The organism is Parasutterella excrementihominis YIT 11859, from assembly GCF_000205025.1.
Lineage (GTDB): Bacteria > Pseudomonadota > Gammaproteobacteria > Burkholderiales > Burkholderiaceae_F > Parasutterella > Parasutterella excrementihominis.
In genome coordinates this window covers 1-19,314 of record NZ_GL883683.1, presented here as the reverse complement: position 1 = coordinate 19,314, position 19,314 = coordinate 1, and the positions used below count along the sequence as shown (strand labels likewise).

Below are 19,314 nucleotides of genomic sequence, written 5' to 3'. Positions count from 1 at the left end.
ATAATGAAGATCTAGAAGCGCAAAATTTCAGGCCGCTCTCCTCAGTAGCAACAAATCAAAACTAAAAAATTCAATACATTAACTTTAGTCTTACAATACCCGCCATATTGTCTTAAATGTCTCAAAAGACGAAACAAAACCATTGAGACTCAACCCTAACTTAAGAAGAAAAGAATTATGTCTTTTACGATCAAGCTAGCCGGGACCCCTTATGAATTCCAGGCTGAAGCCTCCGAAACTATCCTACAAGCCGGAGATAAAGCCGGTTTTCTGCTGCCGAGTGCCTGCCGCAGCGGAGCCTGTGGGGCCTGTAAAGCTCAAGTCCTTTCCGGCACCGTGGCACTAGGCCCGCATGAGCCGTTTGCGCTGACTGAAGCTGACCAAAAGCTCGGACTAACTCTGCTTTGCAGTGCCAAGGCAACATCCGACTGCGAAATTAAAGTCCGAGACGTCAAACTCGCTCAAAAGAAACCCGAAGGCGTTCAAGCTGAAATCGTTGAAAAAACGCTGCTTGATCCGTCCATCATGCGCTTAGTTTTGAAGCGTGCTGACGGCGCCCTCTTTGAATTCAAGGCCGGCCAGACCTATGCCGTAGAACTCCCCGGCAATCAGAAGCGCTATTACTCCGTGGCCAGCTCTCAGAACCAGAAAGAGACCGTCGAATTCCTGATTCGTAAAGTCACGAACGGCATGTTCACCGGCATGCTCTTCTCCGACATGATTCGCGTCGGCGACAAGATGCGCCTCAAAGGACCGGAAGGCACCAGCACTTTCCAGACACCGAAAGGCCGTAAAGCCGTCTTCCTAGCTACCGGAACCGGCATTGCTTCCGTCAAGAGCATCGTTTCTACACTGGTAGAGAACAACGACCTCGAAGGCCGTGAGCTCTTCATTTATTGGGGTGTTCGCACTTCTCAGGAACTCGTGGTCGGAGAAATCTTCGAAGAATGGGCTGCCGCTCATCCGCAGATTCATTACACCGGAGTGGTTTCTCGCGAAGACACCTGGCCCGGCGCCAAAGGTCACGTTCAGACATTTGCCGCTGCCGACAACGGCGATATGACCGACATGGATGCTTACCTCTGCGGCAGCAACTCCATGATTAAAGCCGCAGTGAACTATTTAACAGCTCGCTGCGGCCTTCGTGAAGATCACATCTTCATGGACAACTTCGGTTTCTAATCTTTCCGACGGCAGGCCCAAATCCAAAGGCCTGCCCCGATAATAATCATCGGAAGCGAAAGCCATTGGCCTCTGGAAAGATCCAAGGCCTGTAAGCCAAGATAGCTGTCAGGCTCGCGGAAGAATTCCACGACAAAACGAGCCAGCCCGTAACCGAATAAGAAGAGACCCGAGACTGCACCTGGGGGTCTCTTTTTTATTGAGTAAATCCAAACAACGAGGAACAGCACCAGTCCTTCCAATGTTGCTTCGTAGAGCTGAGAAGGATGACGCGGAACGCCGTCCCCGGCCTGCGGAAAAATCATGCTCCAGGGCAAGTCCGCGGAAGCAACTCTTCCCCAGAGTTCACCATTAATGAAGTTTCCGAGTCGGCCGAAGAAAAATCCCAACGGCACGAGCGGAGCGACGAAATCACCGACGGTAAGAAGAGATTTCTTGTTTCTCCACGCAAAATAAAAGAGCGCAAGGATGACGCCGATAAACCCGCCGTGCGCACTCATTCCGCCCTGCCAGACAGAGAAGATTTCAAGCGGATGGCTCAGATAGTATTCAGGCTGATAAAGCAGCACAAAGCCCAAGCGGCCGCCGACGATCACGCCGACCATACCGACAAAGAGTAAATCTTCAAGATTTGCCTTGGTGATTCCTCTCCATTCCTGGCGGCAGCGGTAAAGGCCCAAAAGGTAGAAAAGCGTAAAACCGATCAAATACATCAGTCCGTACCAGTGCACGGCTAAAGGCCCGACCTGAACGGCAATCGGATCAAACTGAGGATGTACCAGCATTACTTAGGCCTCGTATTCCGAACGAAGGTTTTCGACGTAGCCTTCTACGTCTTCCAAGATTTCCAGACCGTGCTCATCAGCACCTGCTCGGACTTCTTCAAGCTCTTCGTAGAACTGAGTAAACGTTCTGGCTCCTCCTAAACCTTTGACAAGCTTGTTGTACTTGTGGAGACGCCAAAGTCTTTCCGTTTCCGGAGTGAGTGCATACTCAGGATAGTTGCGGCCCATGAAATACAGCGTAAGTTCGGCTAGGTCTTCTCGATCAAACTCAAGTCGATCGAAAGCATCTGCCATCTCTTCAGGGGGCAAGGCCCTAAAGGTCGCCATCTTGCGAGCGTCCGAGTTACTGGGGAAGCCCCCGCTGTAAAGTGCTTCTTCCGGAATGTCTTTGGCGTGCTCTTCGGCCTTTCTATCTGCCAGCGCCATAAAGAGCGACAGAAGTTCGGAAAGGCGATCTGCGGAAGCAAGAATCTTCGAAGCGTTTTCTGAGTAATAAGCGGCCGGGTGCTCAAATAAGCCTTGTCCGTTCTTAGTGATCCATACCGACATGCCTTTCATGAGGAAGGGCTGTTTTTTGGTCTTAATGCGCACGAACGGCAGCGGTTTAATGCCCTGCTCTTTTTGCTCGCGCGTCACGAAAGATCTTTCCTTCATGTCTTTTTCTGTAATAGCCCACATTTCGTTCGGATCGGCAGAAAGATCCCAGCAAATCCATTCGTTTCGAACAGAGGGGTTCTCAAACAGCGGCATCACCGGTCTTAAGCCTCTGCGGTGATGAAGACTGTAGCGATCGACATATAGAAGCGGTCGCTTTTCGTTCAGAAGCTCGACAATCTTGTCGGACTTGCTGATCGAGAGTGCGTACTCCCAAAGACGGGGATTCTTGCTTGCAATCAGTTTGGCAAGCTGCAAGGTGGCAAAGGCATCCGAGCTTGCATCGTGCGCATGGCGATGAGGCAGATTGTTTGCCGGAGTCAGGCGATCCAATTTGAAACAAACGGTGCCGTCTTCTTTTGTGGGCCAATTCAAAATTTGAGGTGCCACAGCATAAACGGCAATCACTAAGAGAAAAACGTCGAATCGTCCACGCCCTTCTCCATACTCGGTGTCGTATGCCGGCAGCAGATTACGCCAGAACATGAAGCGCGTCATCTCATCGTCGTAATTGCGATTGTTGTAGCCGATTGTGATCGTGCCGGGTTTGCCCATTTCATCACGAATGACTTTGGCGAAATCAGCTTCGGCCAGCGCGTTTTCTTCATCCATGAGCGACATCGGCGTAATACCCGTCACCAGAGAAGATCCCGGGGACGGGATGTAGTCGTCTGCAAGCTGGGCATAAAGCACCATACTTTGTCCGATGATATTGAAGTTGGTATCGGTTCGAAACGATCCGTACTGCACAGGGCGGTCTTTGCGCGCTTCTGTTCCGAATGTTTCGTAGTCGTACCAAAGGTAACTTGTTGAATTGTTGACAGTATCGGTCATGGACTTTTCGCAAAATTAGGTAGGCCAATATTACAAGAAACCGCCGTTAACCAACACGTTCGCGGATGCTGAAAGCGTAAAAAGACGAAAGCCGGCGTTTCCGCCGGCTCATGCCCTAAATCTTACTCAGATTACATCGCCAAATAGGCTTGTCTGATCATGTAAAGGCAGACGAAGCACAGCAGGCAGGCAAAGATCTTCTTGAGCGGTTTTGTGTCGATAGAGTGAGCGACTTTTGCTCCGAGCGGTGCAAACAGCACACTGGTAATCGCAACGGAGAACAAGGCAGGAATACAAATGTAGCCCAGGTCAATCGGCCAGGGAGGCAGACCCGATACGTTCCAACCGCTGATGATGTAGCCGATGGTGCCGAAGAGCGCGATAGGGAAACCGAAAGCAGCACTGGTTGCCACGGCATTCTGCATTTTGACGTTGCACCAAATCATCCAAGGTACAGAGATAAAGCCGCCCCCTGCGCCGACTAAGGCCGCAAGAATACCGATTGCGATGCCCATGAAAAACTTACCGATCGTTCCCGGCAAGTTGCGGTCCGGACGCGGAGATTTGTTCAAAAACATCTTGAACGCGGAGAACCCGACGAAAGCCGCAAAAATCAAAGACAGCCAGAATGTCGGCAACCAGCCTGCGATCTGTGCACCGACAACCGCACCGACCAAAATGCCGGGAGCTACGGAAGCCACGACATTCCACAAAACAGCACCGCGTTTATGGTGTGCTCTGACGGAAGAAAGAGAAGTAAAAGCGATGGTTGCCAGCGATGTTGCAATGGCAACATGAACGATATGTTCATGGGGAATCAAACTCGACGGGATCAGCATAATCAGGAACGGTGTAATGATCATGCCGCCGCCGATACCCAAAAGGCCTGCCATAAATCCCGTAAAGCAGCCTAATAAAGCCATAAGGCCGATTGTTGTGAGTGCCACTTAATCCTCTTGTATGGTTTGAGAATTTGAAAATTTGAATAGGAAAAATCTTAGCGCTTATCTTCGTTTTTTAACGGCTTTTCGCTGGAAGTGGCGTAAATACTAGGTTTGCGAAATAAGATGCGGCTGAAGCGCTTTCCACTCGTCCTCATTCACAGGCGTGATCGACAGGCGGTTGCCCTTCTGAAGAACCCGCATTCCTTCACAACCCGGAATCGTTCTTAATTCAGCGATAGAAACGAGTTTGACTTTATGAAGAATATGCACATCGACTTGAACCCAGCGGGGCTTCGCCTGAGTACTCTTCGCGTCGAAATATTCTGAAGTTTCATCAAACTGCGTCGGATCCGGATAAGGTTCGGAGGCAATTTCACCAATACCGACGATGCCAGGCTGAGCACACGAAGAGTGGTAGAAAAGGACCGGATCTCCGATCTTGCAAAGATCGCGCATGAAATTGCGGGCCTGGTAATTACGCACGCCGAACCAACCAACCTTGCAGTCCTTCATGCCGAGGACATCGTCAACGGAAACTTCGCTTGGCTCCGACTTCATCAGCCATGCATAGTGCTCAAAACCTGCCATAATTTGTTTACCTCTATTTACTGAGAAGCTCCTTATATCATGTCTTCAGACTCAGTCCAACTTTGTTTGTCCCGCAAGACCGGAGAAATGCTTCACAGGCTCCGTGCCAACCGTCCTCTCGTTCACTGCATTACCAATGAAGTCGTGCAGGAATTTACGGCTAATGTTCTGCTTGCCGCAGGAGCCTCCCCCGCGATGGTTGTGGGCGAAGGCGAAGCCGAATATTTCGCCGGCATCGCCTCTGCACTCTCCGTAAACGTGGGAACCCCCTACGAAGCCCGCATCGAAACCATGAAGAAGGCCATTCGCGGAGCTCTTGCCGCAGGAAAACCATGGGTACTCGATCCTGTTGCAGCCGGCGGCATTCCCTGGCGCGACAAAGTCATTTTTGAACTCTTAGAAATGCAGCCGACGGCTGTCCGAGGCAACGCTTCCGAGATCCGCTTTTTAGCCGGAGTAGGTACGGGCGGGAAAGGCGTGGATAGTTTGGATGACTCTTCTTCTGCCATTGAAGCCGCTAAAACCTTAGCTCGAAAGTACAAAACATTTGTTGTCGTGACCGGATTGAAGGACTACGCAACAGACGGTGAACGCGTGCTTTGCGCCGTCGGGGGCAGTGAAATGATGACGTTGGTCGTCGGAACCGGCTGCTCACTTTCCGCACTGCTCGCCGCCTTCCTCGGGGGAGCTGAACGCTCGCTTGAAGCATGCATTGCATGCTGTGACTACGTAAACTACGCCAACGATACCGCTTCCACTCGCTCAAGCGGTCCGGGATCCTTCCATTTTCAATATTTGGATGCCCTCTATCAAATCCGTCCTGAGGACTTCAGAAAATGAAATCCGGCAAGAAATTGGATCTTTCTCTTTACCTTGTCCTGGATGCCAACCTTTGCAAAACGCCTGAAGGAATGGCTGAGACAGCAAGAAAGGCCGTAGAAGGCGGATGTACCGTTGTGCAACTTCGCGCGCCGGAGTGGAAAAAGAAAAAACAGCTTCGAGCTGCCTTTCTTCTCAAAGAGCTCCTCAAAGACACGGATGTGCTTTTCATTGTGGATGATCACATTGATATCGCTTTGCTCAGCGGTGCCGACGGTGTTCACGTCGGACAGGAAGACATCGATCCTAAGTACGTCAGACAGTTTTTAGGTCCTGATGCAGTGATCGGTTTATCTGTCGGCAGTATTAAAGAATTAAACACGATCGGACCTGATGTGGATTACATCGGAATCGGCCCGGTGTTCTCTACCAAAACGAAGGTCGATGCGGGCGCAGCTGTTGGCTTAGGCCTGCTTGAGTATATTTCTAAAGAAGCGGGGCTCCCAAACGTTGCCATCGGCGGCATCAATCAAAGCAATGCCGCAGACTGCATTCGTCACGGAGCCGACGGAGTCGCAGTCGTTTCAGCAATTTGCGGCGCGGAAGATCCGAAAGCTGCCGCAGCTGCCATCAAGAAAGCCGTTAACGACGCGCTTTCGATTTAGATTTTTCGGCCGTGCTCGCGGATTCGGGTGCGGCCTTTCTATTTGTCCATTTCATCAGCCCGAAGAGCGCGAGCAGGATCACAAGCCAAGCACCGATAAACATAAACACCATCTGCGTGCTGGCTTTTCTTGACTGGCCCTGAACAAATAAACCGTAGCTCTGTTTTGCCTCTTCCAATGAGGAAGCACAGATAAGGGGATTCTTAGCCGGTTCAAATACTTCTTTCGTCACGGTTTGGGGCGTCTTGCCGTCGCCGGTGACGCCGATCTTGGAGCAGTAGCCCGCCAGACTCTTATGGCCCGCCTTCTCGACATAAGTCCAGTCCGCCTGCGCTAATTTTTCTCCTCTGGAAAACGCAAAGGTCGTGTCCCAGATGCAATAGAAAGCGCAAATTAAAAGCGTTACCAGAAACCAAAGCTGCCAGCGGATTTTCATACGGATCAGATTCAAACGGAAAAGAAGTGTTACTTGCTCATAACGGCTGCACAAGTCTAAGTCAAACCGTTCTTCTATGTACTATGCCGACAACATACGAAACAATTTCGGAGCAAAACAATGAACTTAAAAATGAAGCACCTGATGACCGCTTTGATCGCCTCTGCTGCCGTCGGACAAGCCGTCCATGCACAGGAAGCATCGTCCGCAGTCGCACAAGACACCAAGCAAGTTGAGCAAGCCGCTGGCGGTATGGCAAACAAAGTCGCAGGCTGGCTCGATAAGTTATCCGATTCCGTCAGAACGCTCGGCGAAAAAAGCGAAGAGTGGTCTAAAGACGCTGCTACGTACAAAGACCAGCTCAAAGAGCAGTGGCCTTCTATCAAAGAGCAGTTCAATCAGAAACTCAGCGAAGGCATGGAGAAAGGTCAGCAATCCAAAGAAGCTGTTTCAAAATGGCTGGATGACACTTTCTCTCAGGAGCGCATCAACAAAGCCGAAGAGTGGATGACCAACTTCAAAAACGGCGTAACGGATAACGTTGTCGACCCGTTGGTACCTTACCTTTTGGCCATGCGTTATCCCAATCCGATGGACGAATGGAACCAGGGCTATCGTCGTGAATATCCGGTCTCCATTAAAGGCATGGATCGTCCGCTTCAGGTCACATTGCCGCTCTCTTGGAATCTTTCTCAGAACCTGCAGCTCGGTCAGAATGAATTCATGAGCTGGCGCAGTGAATCCGGCACCGGCCAATATGTGGTCGCTTTAATTGAAACTCCGACCGGAGCAACCGTTGACAGCATTGTTGCGGGCCTTCAGAAAGCTCGTCCCGACGCCGTAACAGAAAAACTCCCGAATTCTCAGATCGTTCGCGTTTACTTCCCTGCTAAAACCGATGCAGAGAATGCCGTTTATTACTACGCCGTTCCGACAGGAGATCAGGTCTTCACAGTCTGCGGAGAAGTCTTGCGCAGCAAGGATGAAAAGACCGAAGCTCTGAATCAAAGACTTCAGGCAGAAAGCAATTTCTTTAACGCCGTGGCGTCCAATATCTTTGTGAAACCTGCGTCTTAATCAGAACGTATTTTTCTTCGAAAGCCTGAGACAAACCTCGGGCTTTTTCTTTTTTCTTTGCCGAATTTTCCTGGTTTTGTTCTCGTTGGAAGGACTTGCCTCGAATTAAAATGATGCCATTCCGAAATTCTCAATTCCTCACATACACACTCCTTCCTTCAGCGGGAATCAGTGTTCAGGAGAAAACATGGCTGAAATTGTTACGACGTCCATTAAGTCTCTTCCGCTTGTCTATCGCGGCAAAGTCCGTGACAGCTACGCTGTCGGCGATGACAAACTTCTTATTGTCGCTTCCGACCGTATCTCTGCTTTTGACGTCATCCTCGGCGATCCGATCCCCAAGAAAGGCAAAATTCTGACGGCTTTGACGGACTTCTGGTTCAAAGAACTCGACGGAATCGTCCCGAATCATCTGACGGGCACTGATCCCGAATCCGTAGTTGCTCCCGAAGAACGCGATCAGGTTAAGGGACGCGCCGTCGTTGCCAAACGCCTGAAACCGATTCTCGTCGAATGCGTAGCCCGCGGCTACCTCTCCGGCAGCGCCTGGAAGGAATATCAGACCACCGGCCAGATCTGCGGCGTCAAACTCCCCGCCGGTCTGAAACAGAGCGAAAAGCTGCCTGAACCGATCTTCACACCGGCCGGAAAAGCTGAAGCCGGCCATCACGACGAAAACATCACTTATGAAGATGTCGTCAAACAGTACGGCGAAGACACCGCTTCCAAGCTCCGTGACTACACACTGGCTCTTTACAAGAAAGCCGCTGAATATGCCGCCTCCAAGGGCATCATCATCGCCGACACCAAGTTTGAATTCGGTCTGGACGACAACGGCACAGTCGTTTTAATGGACGAAATCCTGACTCCGGACAGCTCCCGCTTCTGGCCTGCCGACGAATATAAAGTCGGTCAGTCGGAACCGAGCTTTGATAAACAATTCATCCGTGACTGGCTTGAAAGCCAGCCCTGGAACAAGAAAGCTCCGGCGCCCAAGATCCCGCAGGATGTGTTGGATAAGACCAGCAGCAAATACGAAGAAGCTCTGATCCGTCTGACAGGCAAAGGCGTTACCGCCTAAAATTTCCCTAACGAAACACAGAACGCGCCGCTTGCGGCGCGTTTCGATTAACAGAAATCCAACAGGAATCTCAAGATGCAAGAAAATAAACCGGTTGTCGCCATTTTGATGGGATCCAATTCTGACTGGGACGTCATGAAAAACGCTGCTGAAATGCTCCAGTCTTTTGATGTTCCGTTCGAGGCCAAAGTCGTCTCCGCACACAGAATGCCGGACGAAATGTTCGAATACGCCGAAACTGCCCGCGACCGCGGCATCCGTGTGATTATTGCCGGCGCCGGCGGTGCTGCTCACCTTCCCGGCATGCTCGCTGCTAAGACAACGCTGCCCGTCTGCGGTGTTCCCGTCCCGAGCCGCTACCTGAAGGGCCAGGATTCTCTGTATTCCATCGTTCAGATGCCTAAAGGCGTCCCGGTCGCAACTTTTGCCATCGGAGAGGCCGGCGCTGCTAACGCTGCACTTTATGCCGTCCAGATTTTGGGTACGACGGATGCCGTTTTGGCAGATAAGCTTGCGGCTTTCCGCAAAGCTCAGAACGAAAAAGCCCGCAACATGACTCTTCCGCTTTAACAGATACATGATGAAAGACACACCGATTCTTCCCGGCAGCTGGCTCGGACTCATGGGGGGCGGTCAATTAGGCCGCATGTTTGCTCAAGCCGCCGCTACGATGGGCTACCGCGTCTGCGTATTGGAGCCTGATAAAAACGCCCCGGCCGCCATTGTTGCCGAAAAGCACATCTGTGCTCCCTATACGGACGAAGCTGCACTGACCGAACTCGCCTCGCTCTGCAAGACCGTCACGACCGAGTTTGAAAACGTTCCTGCTGCCGCTCTGGAGTTCTTAGCATCTAAGGGCGTCGAAACATGCCCTGCTGCTAACGCTGTTCGTATCACGCAGGACCGATTCGATGAAAAGTCTTTCATCAAGTCTGCCGGCGCTCCCGTTGCCCCTCATTTGCTGATCGAATCCGACGAGGATCTCAAGAAGGCTTCTGCTCCCTATTTCCCCGCCATCTTAAAAACCGCCCGTTTGGGCTATGACGGCAAAGGCCAGATTACGGTGAATGACCGCCGCGAACTGGCAATGGCTTTTGAGAAGCTCGGTAAAGTTCGCTGTGTTTTAGAAAAGCGCCTGCCGCTCTTTAAAGAAGTCTCTGTCATCGCCGCCCGCAACAGCAAGGGTGAAGTGGCCGTTTTTCCGGTGTCTGAAAACTACCACCGCAACGGAATTCTGGCGGTTTCCGTCATGCCGGCTCGTTTAGACGAAGAGATCACCAACCGCGCCCGTGAAATCGCTTCCAAAATCATTGAGAAGCTCGATTATGTCGGCGTGCTCTGCACAGAACTCTTTGTACTTTCCGACGGACGTCTGGTCGTTAACGAATTGGCTCCGAGACCGCACAACTCCGGTCACGCCACGATCGATGCCTGCATCTGCAGCCAGTACGAACAGCAGGTTCGCGCCATGGCCAATCTGCCGCTCGGCGATACGACTCAGGTTTCTAAGTCCGTCATGCTCAACCTACTCGGAGATCTTTGGTTCGATGAAAACGAAAACGTCCGTGAACCGGATTGGAGCCAAGTACTGGACATCCCGGGTCTCAAATTGCATCTTTACGGTAAGAAGCAGCCGAGGCATGCACGTAAAATGGGCCACATCACTTGTTTAGCCGCCACGGAAGAGGAAGCGATGTTTAAAGCCCAAATGGCGGCCCGCATTTTAGGTCTCGAACTTCCCGAATAACGTTATGCATTCTGATCTTGAGAAGGCCGTCAAAATTCTCGAAGCCGGCGGCTTGGTTGCTATTCCCACTGAAACGGTATACGGCTTAGCCGCCGACGCAGAGAACGAAGCGGCGGTTAAATCGATTTACGCCGCTAAAAACCGCCCGGCCACGCATCCGCTGATTGTGCATGTTGCCTCAGCAGAAGCTCTGCCCTACTGGGCCCGAGAGATTCCGGAAGATGCCAAAAAGCTGACTGAGGCGTTTTGGCCCGGTCCTCTGACGATCGTTTTAAAACGCTCCGCACACGCCAAAGACTTTGTGACCGGCGGACAGGACACGGTTGCGCTTCGCTGTCCGTCGCATCCTTTGGTTCACGAACTTTTAAAGCGTTTTGACGCGGGCAAAGGCCGCGGCTTAGCCGCACCGAGCGCCAACACCTTCGGCAAGATCAGTCCGACAACCGCTCAGCATGTGCGTGATGACCTCGGGGAGAAGCCCGACGGCAAAACCGACTTCATCCTTGACGGCGGAGAATGCACCGTCGGCATTGAATCGACGATTCTTGACCTCACGGGCGAAACACCGCGCATCCTTCGCGAAGGCGACGTCAGCGGCGAAATGATCTCTAAAGTGATCGGCAAACCCGTTGAACACGGTGCGGTTGGCGCTTCTCCGCGCGTCTCCGGCTCAATGAAGAGCCACTACGCGCCTGAGCACGTTTTAAAGATTGTCTCGGCAGACGACCTGCCGGGTGAGACACAGTTCTTAGCCCGTCACTTCAAAACCTTCTCTTTGATTGCGCCTGAAAAGATCGCGAAACGCTTCAGCACGGTCGCAGAAAAAGTTCGCGGCTACAAAGACGCCAAGGAACTCCAGGTCAACCTTTACAAGTGGCTGCACGAACTCGACCGTGACGGCGGGGATGTTATCTTTGCTGTCGAGCCGGAATTAACCGATTCTTCAGCCGGTGTTCTGGATCGACTGACCCGCGCTGCCGCTGAAAGACCCAACAAGGAAAGCAAATGAGCGATACACCCGCAGATCTCGTCCGCTTATCTAAGCGCATGAGCGAACTCGGTTTATGTTCACGACGAGAAGCCGATGAGTGGATCTCCAAAGGCTGGGTTAAAGTTGACGGTCAAGTCGTTAGCGAACTCGGCAGCAAAGTGCGCCCTGACCAAAAGATCACGATTGACCGGAAGGCTCAAGATCAGCAGAACGAGCGTGTGACCATTATTCTCAACAAGCCGCTCGGCTATGTCTCCGGACAGGCTGAGGACGGTCATGAACCGGCACGCATTTTGATTACGCCGAGAAACCGCTGGATCGATGATCCTTCTCCTCGCCGCTTTAATCCTTCTCAGTTAAAGAGCCTGGTTCCTGCCGGTCGTCTGGACATCAACTCCACCGGCCTTCTGGTTCTGACTCAGGACGGACGCATTGCCAAAACCATCATCGGTGAGAACAGCTCCGTCGAAAAAGAATACATCGTGCGTGTTGCGATGACCGACGGCCGCTCCAACAGCGAATTTCCTCCGGCGAAGCTTGCGCTTTTAAATCACGGGTTGGAACTGGACGGTAAGCCTTTGGAGAAGGCCGAAGTTTCCTGGCTCAACGAAGACCAATTAAAATTCGTCCTTCGTGAAGGCCGAAATCGTCAGATTCGCCGAATGTGTGATCTTGTCGGTCTGAAAGTCCTCGCACTTAAACGGGTCCGTGTCGGCAATGTCCGCCTCGGCAAGCTTCCGGTCGGTAAGTGGAGATATTTGGAAGACGGCGAAAGTTTTACCGGTCCCGCCCCTAAAAGAGCCTCTTCCAGCAGACCGGCTGCCGGTGCGCCGCGTCGCCCGAAAACCTTTAAACCTCGTAAACCGAACTTTAGAAAAACTCGAGACGAATGACGCCGAGTCGCTTTAACCTCAGCCCCGAGTGGGGCCTTGTGATGGTGACGGCCCTTTGGGGTTCTTCTTTTATTCTTTTGTCCCTGAGTCTTAAAGGACTCTCGCCGGGGCTGCTTGTTGCTTTACGTTTCGGAGGCGGTGCCGTTCTAATGGCGTGCCTCTTGAGATCGGCCCTTTTCAAACTCAAAAAAGTCGATTGGATTGCTGGCTGCGCCACGGGAACGTGTATTTTTCTGGGTTACTTCCTGCAGACGGTGGGCCTGCAGACGATTACGAGTTCGATTTCGGCCTTTCTGACGGCGCTTTACGTGCCGTTTGTACCGCTTTTCCAATGGATTATCTTTAGAAAACGCCCGACGCCCATTATTGCCGGAGGCATTTTATTTGCCTTCCTCGGCATGCTCCTCATCTTAGATCCCACCAAAATCTCTTTTAACGGGAACATCGGAGAGTGGCTGACGATTGCCAGTGCGGCTGCCTGCGCGATGGAAATCTTGGTTCTCGGGCGCTTCGCCAACTCTTGTGATCCGAAAGCTTTTTGCTTTACTCAGTTGGTTACCGTCACGTTTTGGAGCACGCTCTACTGCATTGTCTTTGAAGACGTTCGCTTTGATCCTACGCCCGTGACTTATGTCTGTATGGCCATTTTGATCGGCATGATTGTCTTTAATCAGGTTATGATGTGCTGGGCGCAGAAATTCGTCTCGCCGACACGTGCCGTTCTCATCTATACCCTTGAGCCTGTATTTGCCGGCATCATCGGTTACGCGATCGGAGAGCCGTTTACGAAGGGCGCGGTCGTCGGTGCCGTCATGGTGGTGCTGAGTATCCTCATCAGTTCCTGGCTGCCCGGCTACCTCAAGAACCGAGGCCACATCTCTAAGGAGGCGGTCCGTGAGTAACGCTCCCATCGGAATGTTTGATTCGGGGCTCGGCGGCCTGTCCGTCATGCACGCTGTTCGAGACGCCCTCCCCGGCGAAGACATCATTTATTACGGTGATTGTCTCTACGCACCGTACGGCGACAGAAACTCCGAGTACATAAAAGAACGGTGTCTCGCGATCGGACGCTTTCTGATTTCCAAAGGCGCTAAAGCGATCGTAGTTTCCTGCAATACCGCCACGGCAGAAGGCGTTAACACGATGCGGGATACGTTTGATATTCCGATCATCGGCATCGAGCCGGCAATCAAACCGGCAGCGGCGGCGACAAAGACCGGCGTAGTCGGCGTGATCGCCACGACCCGCACCATCACCAGCGAACGCTACCTGAGACTCGTTCGTGAATTTGCCGGAACCAAGGTCAAGGTCGTTTCGGTTCCGTGCCCGGGTCTCATGGAATGCGTCGAAAGCGGTGACTGGGACTCCTTCAAGACCCAAAAGCTAATCGAAAAGTATCTGCACCCGATCAAGCGTGCAGGTGCTGATAAGCTCGTCCTCGGCTGCACGCATTATCCGTTCCTGTCTAACGTGTTGAAGCGTGAACTCGGCAGCGGAACCGAACTCATCGATCCAAGCGCAGCAGTTGCCAGAGAACTTAAACACCAGCTCTCCAAACGCGGCTTACTTTCGGACGGTGCAAAAGGCAAAGAAGTGTTTTATATCAGCGGAGATGCGGAGAAGCATCGCGCTGTCATCGAGCGTCTTTGGAACTCAGAAGAAGCACTTGATCTGCGTTCTGACCCTCCCGCAACGAAAGCAACTCTCTCTTGAGCCTTTTCGACCTTCAAATCATCCAATTTGAGCGAATTTAGACGCTGTCATTACGCCGGACTGCCATACTTTCAAGCAATTAAAGAAAGTACTTGGATTCAACTCAAATGCACGACTCTGTTCTTGAACGTGTTACGTTACGCCGCTCCCTCGGAGCAAAATACCTCACCACACCTGCCCCCTCTAAAGAAGACTATGCTGAAGCCCTCACATGGGCCATTGCAGCGCCTGATCACTGCCATCTGAGCCCTGCTCGTTTCGTGGTCATTGAAGAGCGTCAGAAATTTGCCGACTTTTTTGAAGCCGGCGCTCTGGCCGACGGAGCTGATCAAGAAGGCGCCCAGCGCGCCCGCAGCAAAGCTTTAAAGGCTCCGGCTATGGTCGCTGTGGTCGCCAAAATCGATGAACACAACGAAAGAGTTCCTACCCACGAGCAGTGGATGACCGTCGGCGCTGCTACCTCTAATTTCCTTGCCGCTCTTGAGCTCAAAGGCTTTGCAGGTAAAATCGTGAGCGGCTCGTCCACGCACTACCGCGACGCCGTCGATGCCCTTTGCAAGAAGGGCGAAGTCATCGCCTGCTGGATTATGCTCGGCACGGCAAAACCGGATGCCCCGGGCGCCGAAGTCCGTTCTATTTACGACGAACTGTTAACCTATTTTTCTTAAGAAGCAAACATTAAGAGGCCGTCATGAAACGCTTTTTCCTTATTCTTCTCGGCATGTTCATGTCCGCAACTATGCTGACCGGATGCGGATACAACGAGATCCAGACGCTTGATGAGTCGACCAAGGCAGCTTGGAGCGAAGTTTTAAATCAGTATCAGCGCCGCAACGACCTTATTCCGAACGTGGTTAATTCCGTTAAAGGCGAAGCCGATTTCGAGAAATCCACGCTCACGCAGGTGATCAATGCCCGCGCTAAGGCTACTTCCATTCAGGCAACCCCTGAGCTGATGGAAAATCCTGAAGCCTTCCAGAAATTCACACAGGCCCAGGGCGAATTAAGCAGCGCGCTGTCCCGCCTGCTTGTCACTGTCGAACGCTACCCTGACTTGAAAGCCAACAAAGCCTTCCAGGACCTGCGTGTACAGCTTGAAGGCTGTGAAAACCGCATCGCGATTGCACGCAACCGCTACATTAAATCCGTTCAGCAGTACAACACGTACATCCGTCAATTCCCGCAGATGGTCTGGGTTTGGATCCTCGGATACAAACCTAAAGCTCAGTACGCGGTAGCCGACGAAGCTGCCATTACGACACCTCCTACGGTAGATTTCAATGGTTCAGCAGCTACAGCTCCGGCCAAACCTTAATCGTTTCGGCCTTCTCATCGGTGCGTTCTTCTTTTGGCTGAGCGCGCTTTTCTGCACGGTATCGGCGGCTGACCTGCTTCCGATACCGGAAGTGGCTTATGTCACCGATACTGCACACCTTCTGACGGCCGAACAAAAACGTTCGCTTGAAGCCAAACTTGCGGGATTTGAGGAGAAGTACGGTTCTCAGATCGCCGTTATCATCGTTCCTTCCACGAACGGAGAGCCGATCGAAGACTACGCACATCGCGTCGGTGACAACTGGAAGCTGGGCCGAAAGGATGTCGGAGACGGTCTTCTCCTGATCGTTGCCGTCAATGACCACAGAATCCGTATTGATGTGATGAGAGCGCTCGAAGGAGCCATTCCGGATGTGGCTGCGTCCCGCATTATCACGGACGTGATGGCGCCGAACTTCCGTCAGAACAACTACTACCAAGGCATCAGTCAGGCCTTGGACAAAGTGTTTACGCTGATTGAAGATGCCAAACTTCCGGCGCCGCAGAAGAAACGTTCGGAAGCCAATATTCTTTACGATCCGGCCGAAGCTCTGTGGGACGAACCTTGGGTGGCTGTGCTCTTCATAGGATTTGTCATCACGATGATGCTGCGTGAGCTCATGGGTCGCAAGTCAGCCCCTCTTGCAGGTTTAGCCGTGGGCGGTTTAGCGGCGTTTATTATGCAGTCGCTGTTTGCAGGTATTGTGATCGCTCTGGTCGTAGTCGTGATTGCCATGTGTATTCCGACCGCCGTTCTTGAGGCCGGCGCCCGACGGACCGCCAAGATGTACGGAACCGACCGCCGTTACCGCGGTAAACGCGGGGGCGGAGACGACGGATTCGGAGGCTTCGGCGGATTTGGCGGGGGCGGCTTCGGAGGAGGCGGTTTCGGCGGCGGTATGGGTGGCGGAGCCGGATCTGGCGGAGGCGGTGACGCAGCCGGCGGAGGCGCAAGCGGAGGCTGGTAAAAAATGTCTATCGGAAGAATTCTTAAACATTGGGTAATGTCGCCCGTCCCCGTCACTCTGGCATTTCCTCAGTCCTCTTTGGATGCAGTGACGAAATGCATTGAAGAGTGCGAGCAGCAGACGAGCGCTGAGTTCCGACTCATCATCGAACGCAGTATTCCTTCTAAAGGGCTTCGAGAGAACATCACGGACGCTCAAAGAGCCAAGGAGCTCTTCGGGCGCTACGGTGTCTGGGACACGGAAGACAATAACGGTGTGCTGATTTATTTAAACCTTTCGGACCGTGCCATCGAAATTTATTTAGACCGAGGTGCAGCACGAGAGGTGAGGCAAACCCAGCTGGATGACATCGTCAAACAGATGGAAATCGCTTTTGCTGATAAGAAGTTCGAGGAAGGTGTTTGTCAGGCCTTCAGATCACTGGCCGCGATTTTGTCTAAGCCTTTCCCGAACAAACCCGTTCAGGATCCGGTGCCCAACACACCTGTCGTACTATAACTTTTTACTTTCTTGAAGGCCGCCCGAGTTTTTCTCCGGCGGCTTTTCTTTTGCCGGCCGGTCCTTCTCACGGAAACCAAGGCTAAGCCGTTAAAAATTAGAACAATCCATCCATGAGCCAACATAAAAATGCTCATTCCAAGTTGCTAAAATGTTGACTCCTTTTTATTTCTCTATGAATTTCATCGTCATGGAACTGTCTGCTCTTACCGCAATCTCTCCCCTCGACGGCCGCTACGGACGCCAAACTGCCGAACTCCGCGACATCTTTTCCGAATTTGCACTGATGCGTGCTCGTGTCACGGTTGAAGTTGAATGGCTCATCGCCCTTTCCGAATTCAACCTGCCCGAACTTAAAGATCTTTCCGAAGAAGACAAACTTTATCTTCGCGGATTAGTCAGCAGCTTCTCCGTTACCGACTGCCAGGCGATCAAAGACATCGAAAAAACCACCAACCATGACGTTAAAGCCGTTGAGTACTGGATCAAGAGCAAGATGACCGTCAATGAACATCTGGCTGCCGCCAGCGAATTCGTTCATTTCGGCTGCACCTCTGAAGACATCAACAACACTTCTCACGCTTTGATGCTTTCTTCCGGCCGTCAGCTCATCTGTTCTCACCTTCAGATGATCATCGACAAGCTCAAGGGTTTTGCTCATGAATGGGCCGGCGTTTCCATGCTGTCCCGCACACACGGCCAGCATGCTTCTCCGACAACCGTCGGTAAAGAAATGGCCAACGTAGCCGCACGTCTCGAGTTTGCCGTCCAGGCCATCGAAAAAGTTAAGCTGCTCGCCAAGATGAACGGTGCCGTCGGCAACTACAATGCCCACACGATCGCTTATCCGGACAAAGACTGGCCTGCTTTCGCACGCAATGTCGTGGAAAACCGTCTGCACCTGACATTCAATCCTTACACGATTCAGATCGAACCGCATGACTACATGGCAGAACTCTTCAATGCCATTACTCGTGCCAACACGATCCTGATCGACTTGGACCGCGATATCTGGGGCTACATCTCCCTGAACTACTTCAAGCAGCAGCTCAAAGAAGGCGAAGTCGGTTCTTCCACAATGCCGCATAAGGTCAACCCGATTGACTTCGAAAACTCCGAAGGCAACCTCGGCATGGCTGACGCCTTCTTTACCTTCCTTGCTCAGAAACTCCCGATTTCCCGCTGGCAGCGCGACCTGACCGACTCTACCGTCCTCAGAAACCTGGGCGTTGCTTTCGGCTACAGCATTGTCGGTTACACCTCTCTGGAACGCGGCATGAACAAGCTCCGTCTGAACGAAGAGGCCATTGCCGCTGACCTAGATCAGTCGTGGGAAGTTTTGGCGGAGGCCATTCAGACCGTGATGCGCCGTTACGGTGTTCCTCATCCGTACGAACAGCTCAAAGCCCTTACCCGCGGTAAAGGCATCAGCCCTGAAACCATCCACGAGTTCGTTGCAACGCTGGACATTCCTGAAGATGCCAAAGCCTCTCTGCAGAAACTCACCCCCGCCACTTATATCGGTTTAGCTGAAACCCTGGCCAAGGAAATCTAAGTTTTCCTCTTGTGAAAACGCCGGCTGTTCTTCTTGAGCAGCCGGCGTTTTTATTTATCGAAAAATTTTTTGAAAAACGATACTTAGAGAATAAAGTTCGTGAACAGTATCGTGCACCAAATGATTGCGCAGATCGTCAGAGCTAATAAAACGGCCGCGCTTCCTAAGTCTTTGGCTTTGCCTGACAGAGGATGAATTTCTCCGCCGAAACGATCCACCACTGCTTCGATCGCAGAATTCAGAATCTCAACGATAAGAACGATGAAAAGTCCCAAGATCAGCAGAAGTTTCTCAACAGTTGTCACCGGAAGAAGAACCGCGACAGGCAGCATGACGCAAGCCAAAATCGCCTCTTGGCGGAAAGCCTCTTCTGTCTGCCAAGCCCCCCGGAAGCCCTGAGCTGAATACTTGGCTGCATTCATCAGGCGGCGTAATCCGGTCTTGCCTTTGAGTTCGGAGGCGTCTTTCGGCTGGTGTTTTTCCATGTTGTTTTCTTCTCATTGATCGTGCCTGAAATCTTAGCAAGGATACAGGCACCAAATCGAGTAGGGGAAGCTTTCACCTACCCCT

At 52.1% G+C, this 19,314-nt stretch carries 22 protein-coding genes; 16 read left to right on the top strand and 6 right to left on the bottom strand.

The features are described 5' to 3' along the window. The first annotated feature begins 177 nt into the window (after nucleotides 1-177). Nucleotides 178-1,182 carry a 2Fe-2S iron-sulfur cluster-binding protein gene (locus HMPREF9439_RS02140; protein ID WP_008810739.1) on the top strand — a complete coding sequence of 335 codons (1,005 nt, stop codon included), beginning with the start codon at nucleotides 178-180 and terminating at the stop codon, nucleotides 1,180-1,182. Here the strand turns inward: HMPREF9439_RS02140 and lgt are convergent. The 4 genes from lgt to HMPREF9439_RS02120 all read right to left on the bottom strand — a co-directional run bounded on the left by lgt (nucleotide 1,179) and on the right by HMPREF9439_RS02120 (nucleotide 4,987). After that, nucleotides 1,179-1,967 carry a prolipoprotein diacylglyceryl transferase gene (lgt, locus tag HMPREF9439_RS02135; protein WP_008863519.1) on the bottom strand — a complete coding sequence of 263 codons (789 nt, stop codon included), beginning with the start codon at nucleotides 1,965-1,967 and terminating at the stop codon, nucleotides 1,179-1,181. The genes HMPREF9439_RS02140 and lgt overlap by 4 nt on opposite strands. A gap of 3 nt (nucleotides 1,968-1,970) precedes the next feature. Then, nucleotides 1,971-3,455 carry an exodeoxyribonuclease I gene (gene sbcB, locus HMPREF9439_RS02130; protein WP_008810737.1) on the bottom strand — a complete coding sequence of 495 codons (1,485 nt, stop codon included), beginning with the start codon at nucleotides 3,453-3,455 and terminating at the stop codon, nucleotides 1,971-1,973. Between the two features lie 131 nt (nucleotides 3,456-3,586). Further along, entirely contained in the window at nucleotides 3,587-4,402 is an 816-nt protein-coding gene (locus tag HMPREF9439_RS02125; protein WP_174260297.1) for a sulfite exporter TauE/SafE family protein, read from the bottom strand. A 102-nt stretch (nucleotides 4,403-4,504) separates the two neighbouring features. Continuing rightward, entirely contained in the window at nucleotides 4,505-4,987 is a 483-nt protein-coding gene (locus HMPREF9439_RS02120; protein WP_008810735.1) for an EVE domain-containing protein, read from the bottom strand. Between the two features lie 39 nt (nucleotides 4,988-5,026). Between HMPREF9439_RS02120 and thiM the strand changes: the two genes are divergently transcribed. Together thiM and thiE are read left to right on the top strand one after the other, a co-directional pair. Further along, entirely contained in the window at nucleotides 5,027-5,827 is an 801-nt protein-coding gene (gene thiM, locus HMPREF9439_RS02115; RefSeq protein ID WP_021868245.1) for a hydroxyethylthiazole kinase, read from the top strand. Next, nucleotides 5,824-6,471, top strand: coding sequence for a thiamine phosphate synthase (gene thiE / locus HMPREF9439_RS02110; RefSeq protein ID WP_008863516.1), 648 nt, complete (start codon nucleotides 5,824-5,826; stop codon nucleotides 6,469-6,471). Before thiM ends, thiE begins: the two co-directional genes overlap by 4 nt. Here thiE and HMPREF9439_RS02105 read toward each other — a convergent pair. Next, entirely contained in the window at nucleotides 6,449-6,907 is a 459-nt protein-coding gene (locus HMPREF9439_RS02105) for a hypothetical protein (protein WP_008863515.1), read from the bottom strand. The genes thiE and HMPREF9439_RS02105 overlap by 23 nt on opposite strands. A gap of 120 nt (nucleotides 6,908-7,027) precedes the next feature. Between HMPREF9439_RS02105 and HMPREF9439_RS02100 the strand changes: the two genes are divergently transcribed. The 13 genes from HMPREF9439_RS02100 to purB all read left to right on the top strand — a co-directional run bounded on the left by HMPREF9439_RS02100 (nucleotide 7,028) and on the right by purB (nucleotide 18,744). Then, a complete protein-coding gene (locus tag HMPREF9439_RS02100; RefSeq protein ID WP_008863514.1) occupies nucleotides 7,028-7,984 on the top strand; it encodes a hypothetical protein in 957 nt (318 codons plus the stop codon). A gap of 187 nt (nucleotides 7,985-8,171) precedes the next feature. Then, complete coding sequence (locus tag HMPREF9439_RS02095; protein ID WP_008863513.1) at nucleotides 8,172-9,065, top strand: phosphoribosylaminoimidazolesuccinocarboxamide synthase; 894 nt, start codon at nucleotides 8,172-8,174, stop codon at nucleotides 9,063-9,065. A gap of 75 nt (nucleotides 9,066-9,140) precedes the next feature. Then, a complete protein-coding gene (gene purE, locus HMPREF9439_RS02090) occupies nucleotides 9,141-9,635 on the top strand; it encodes a 5-(carboxyamino)imidazole ribonucleotide mutase (RefSeq protein ID WP_008810729.1) in 495 nt (164 codons plus the stop codon). A 7-nt stretch (nucleotides 9,636-9,642) separates the two neighbouring features. Then, the gene (locus HMPREF9439_RS02085; protein WP_008810728.1) at nucleotides 9,643-10,812 is read left to right on the top strand and encodes a 5-(carboxyamino)imidazole ribonucleotide synthase; all 1,170 of its coding nucleotides are present in this window, start codon (nucleotides 9,643-9,645) and stop codon (nucleotides 10,810-10,812) included. A 4-nt stretch (nucleotides 10,813-10,816) separates the two neighbouring features. After that, nucleotides 10,817-11,821, top strand: coding sequence for an L-threonylcarbamoyladenylate synthase (locus tag HMPREF9439_RS02080; RefSeq protein ID WP_008863512.1), 1,005 nt, complete (start codon nucleotides 10,817-10,819; stop codon nucleotides 11,819-11,821). Then, complete coding sequence (locus HMPREF9439_RS02075) at nucleotides 11,818-12,696, top strand: pseudouridine synthase (protein ID WP_008863511.1); 879 nt, start codon at nucleotides 11,818-11,820, stop codon at nucleotides 12,694-12,696. The genes HMPREF9439_RS02080 and HMPREF9439_RS02075 overlap by 4 nt, the downstream gene beginning before the upstream one ends. Next, a complete protein-coding gene (locus HMPREF9439_RS02070; protein WP_008863510.1) occupies nucleotides 12,693-13,598 on the top strand; it encodes a DMT family transporter in 906 nt (301 codons plus the stop codon). The genes HMPREF9439_RS02075 and HMPREF9439_RS02070 overlap by 4 nt, the downstream gene beginning before the upstream one ends. Beyond that, nucleotides 13,591-14,409, top strand: a complete 819-nt coding sequence (murI, locus tag HMPREF9439_RS02065; protein WP_244862367.1) for a glutamate racemase — start codon at nucleotides 13,591-13,593, stop codon at nucleotides 14,407-14,409. The genes HMPREF9439_RS02070 and murI overlap by 8 nt, the downstream gene beginning before the upstream one ends. A gap of 107 nt (nucleotides 14,410-14,516) precedes the next feature. Further along, the gene (locus HMPREF9439_RS02060) at nucleotides 14,517-15,077 is read left to right on the top strand and encodes a nitroreductase family protein (RefSeq protein ID WP_008863509.1); all 561 of its coding nucleotides are present in this window, start codon (nucleotides 14,517-14,519) and stop codon (nucleotides 15,075-15,077) included. A 23-nt stretch (nucleotides 15,078-15,100) separates the two neighbouring features. Then, complete coding sequence (locus HMPREF9439_RS02055; protein ID WP_008810722.1) at nucleotides 15,101-15,724, top strand: LemA family protein; 624 nt, start codon at nucleotides 15,101-15,103, stop codon at nucleotides 15,722-15,724. After that, entirely contained in the window at nucleotides 15,690-16,691 is a 1,002-nt protein-coding gene (locus HMPREF9439_RS02050) for a TPM domain-containing protein (protein WP_008863508.1), read from the top strand. Before HMPREF9439_RS02055 ends, HMPREF9439_RS02050 begins: the two co-directional genes overlap by 35 nt. Nucleotides 16,692-16,694: 3 nt before the next feature. Next, nucleotides 16,695-17,189 (top strand): TPM domain-containing protein, encoded by a 495-nt coding sequence (locus HMPREF9439_RS02045; RefSeq protein ID WP_008863507.1) that lies wholly within the window; start codon nucleotides 16,695-16,697, stop codon nucleotides 17,187-17,189. Nucleotides 17,190-17,364: 175 nt separating this feature from the next. Continuing rightward, complete coding sequence (gene purB, locus HMPREF9439_RS02040) at nucleotides 17,365-18,744, top strand: adenylosuccinate lyase (protein WP_008863506.1); 1,380 nt, start codon at nucleotides 17,365-17,367, stop codon at nucleotides 18,742-18,744. An 83-nt stretch (nucleotides 18,745-18,827) separates the two neighbouring features. Here purB and HMPREF9439_RS02035 read toward each other — a convergent pair whose 3' ends face one another. After that, entirely contained in the window at nucleotides 18,828-19,229 is a 402-nt protein-coding gene (locus HMPREF9439_RS02035; protein WP_008810718.1) for a diacylglycerol kinase, read from the bottom strand. Nucleotides 19,230-19,314: the final 85 nt, after the last annotated feature.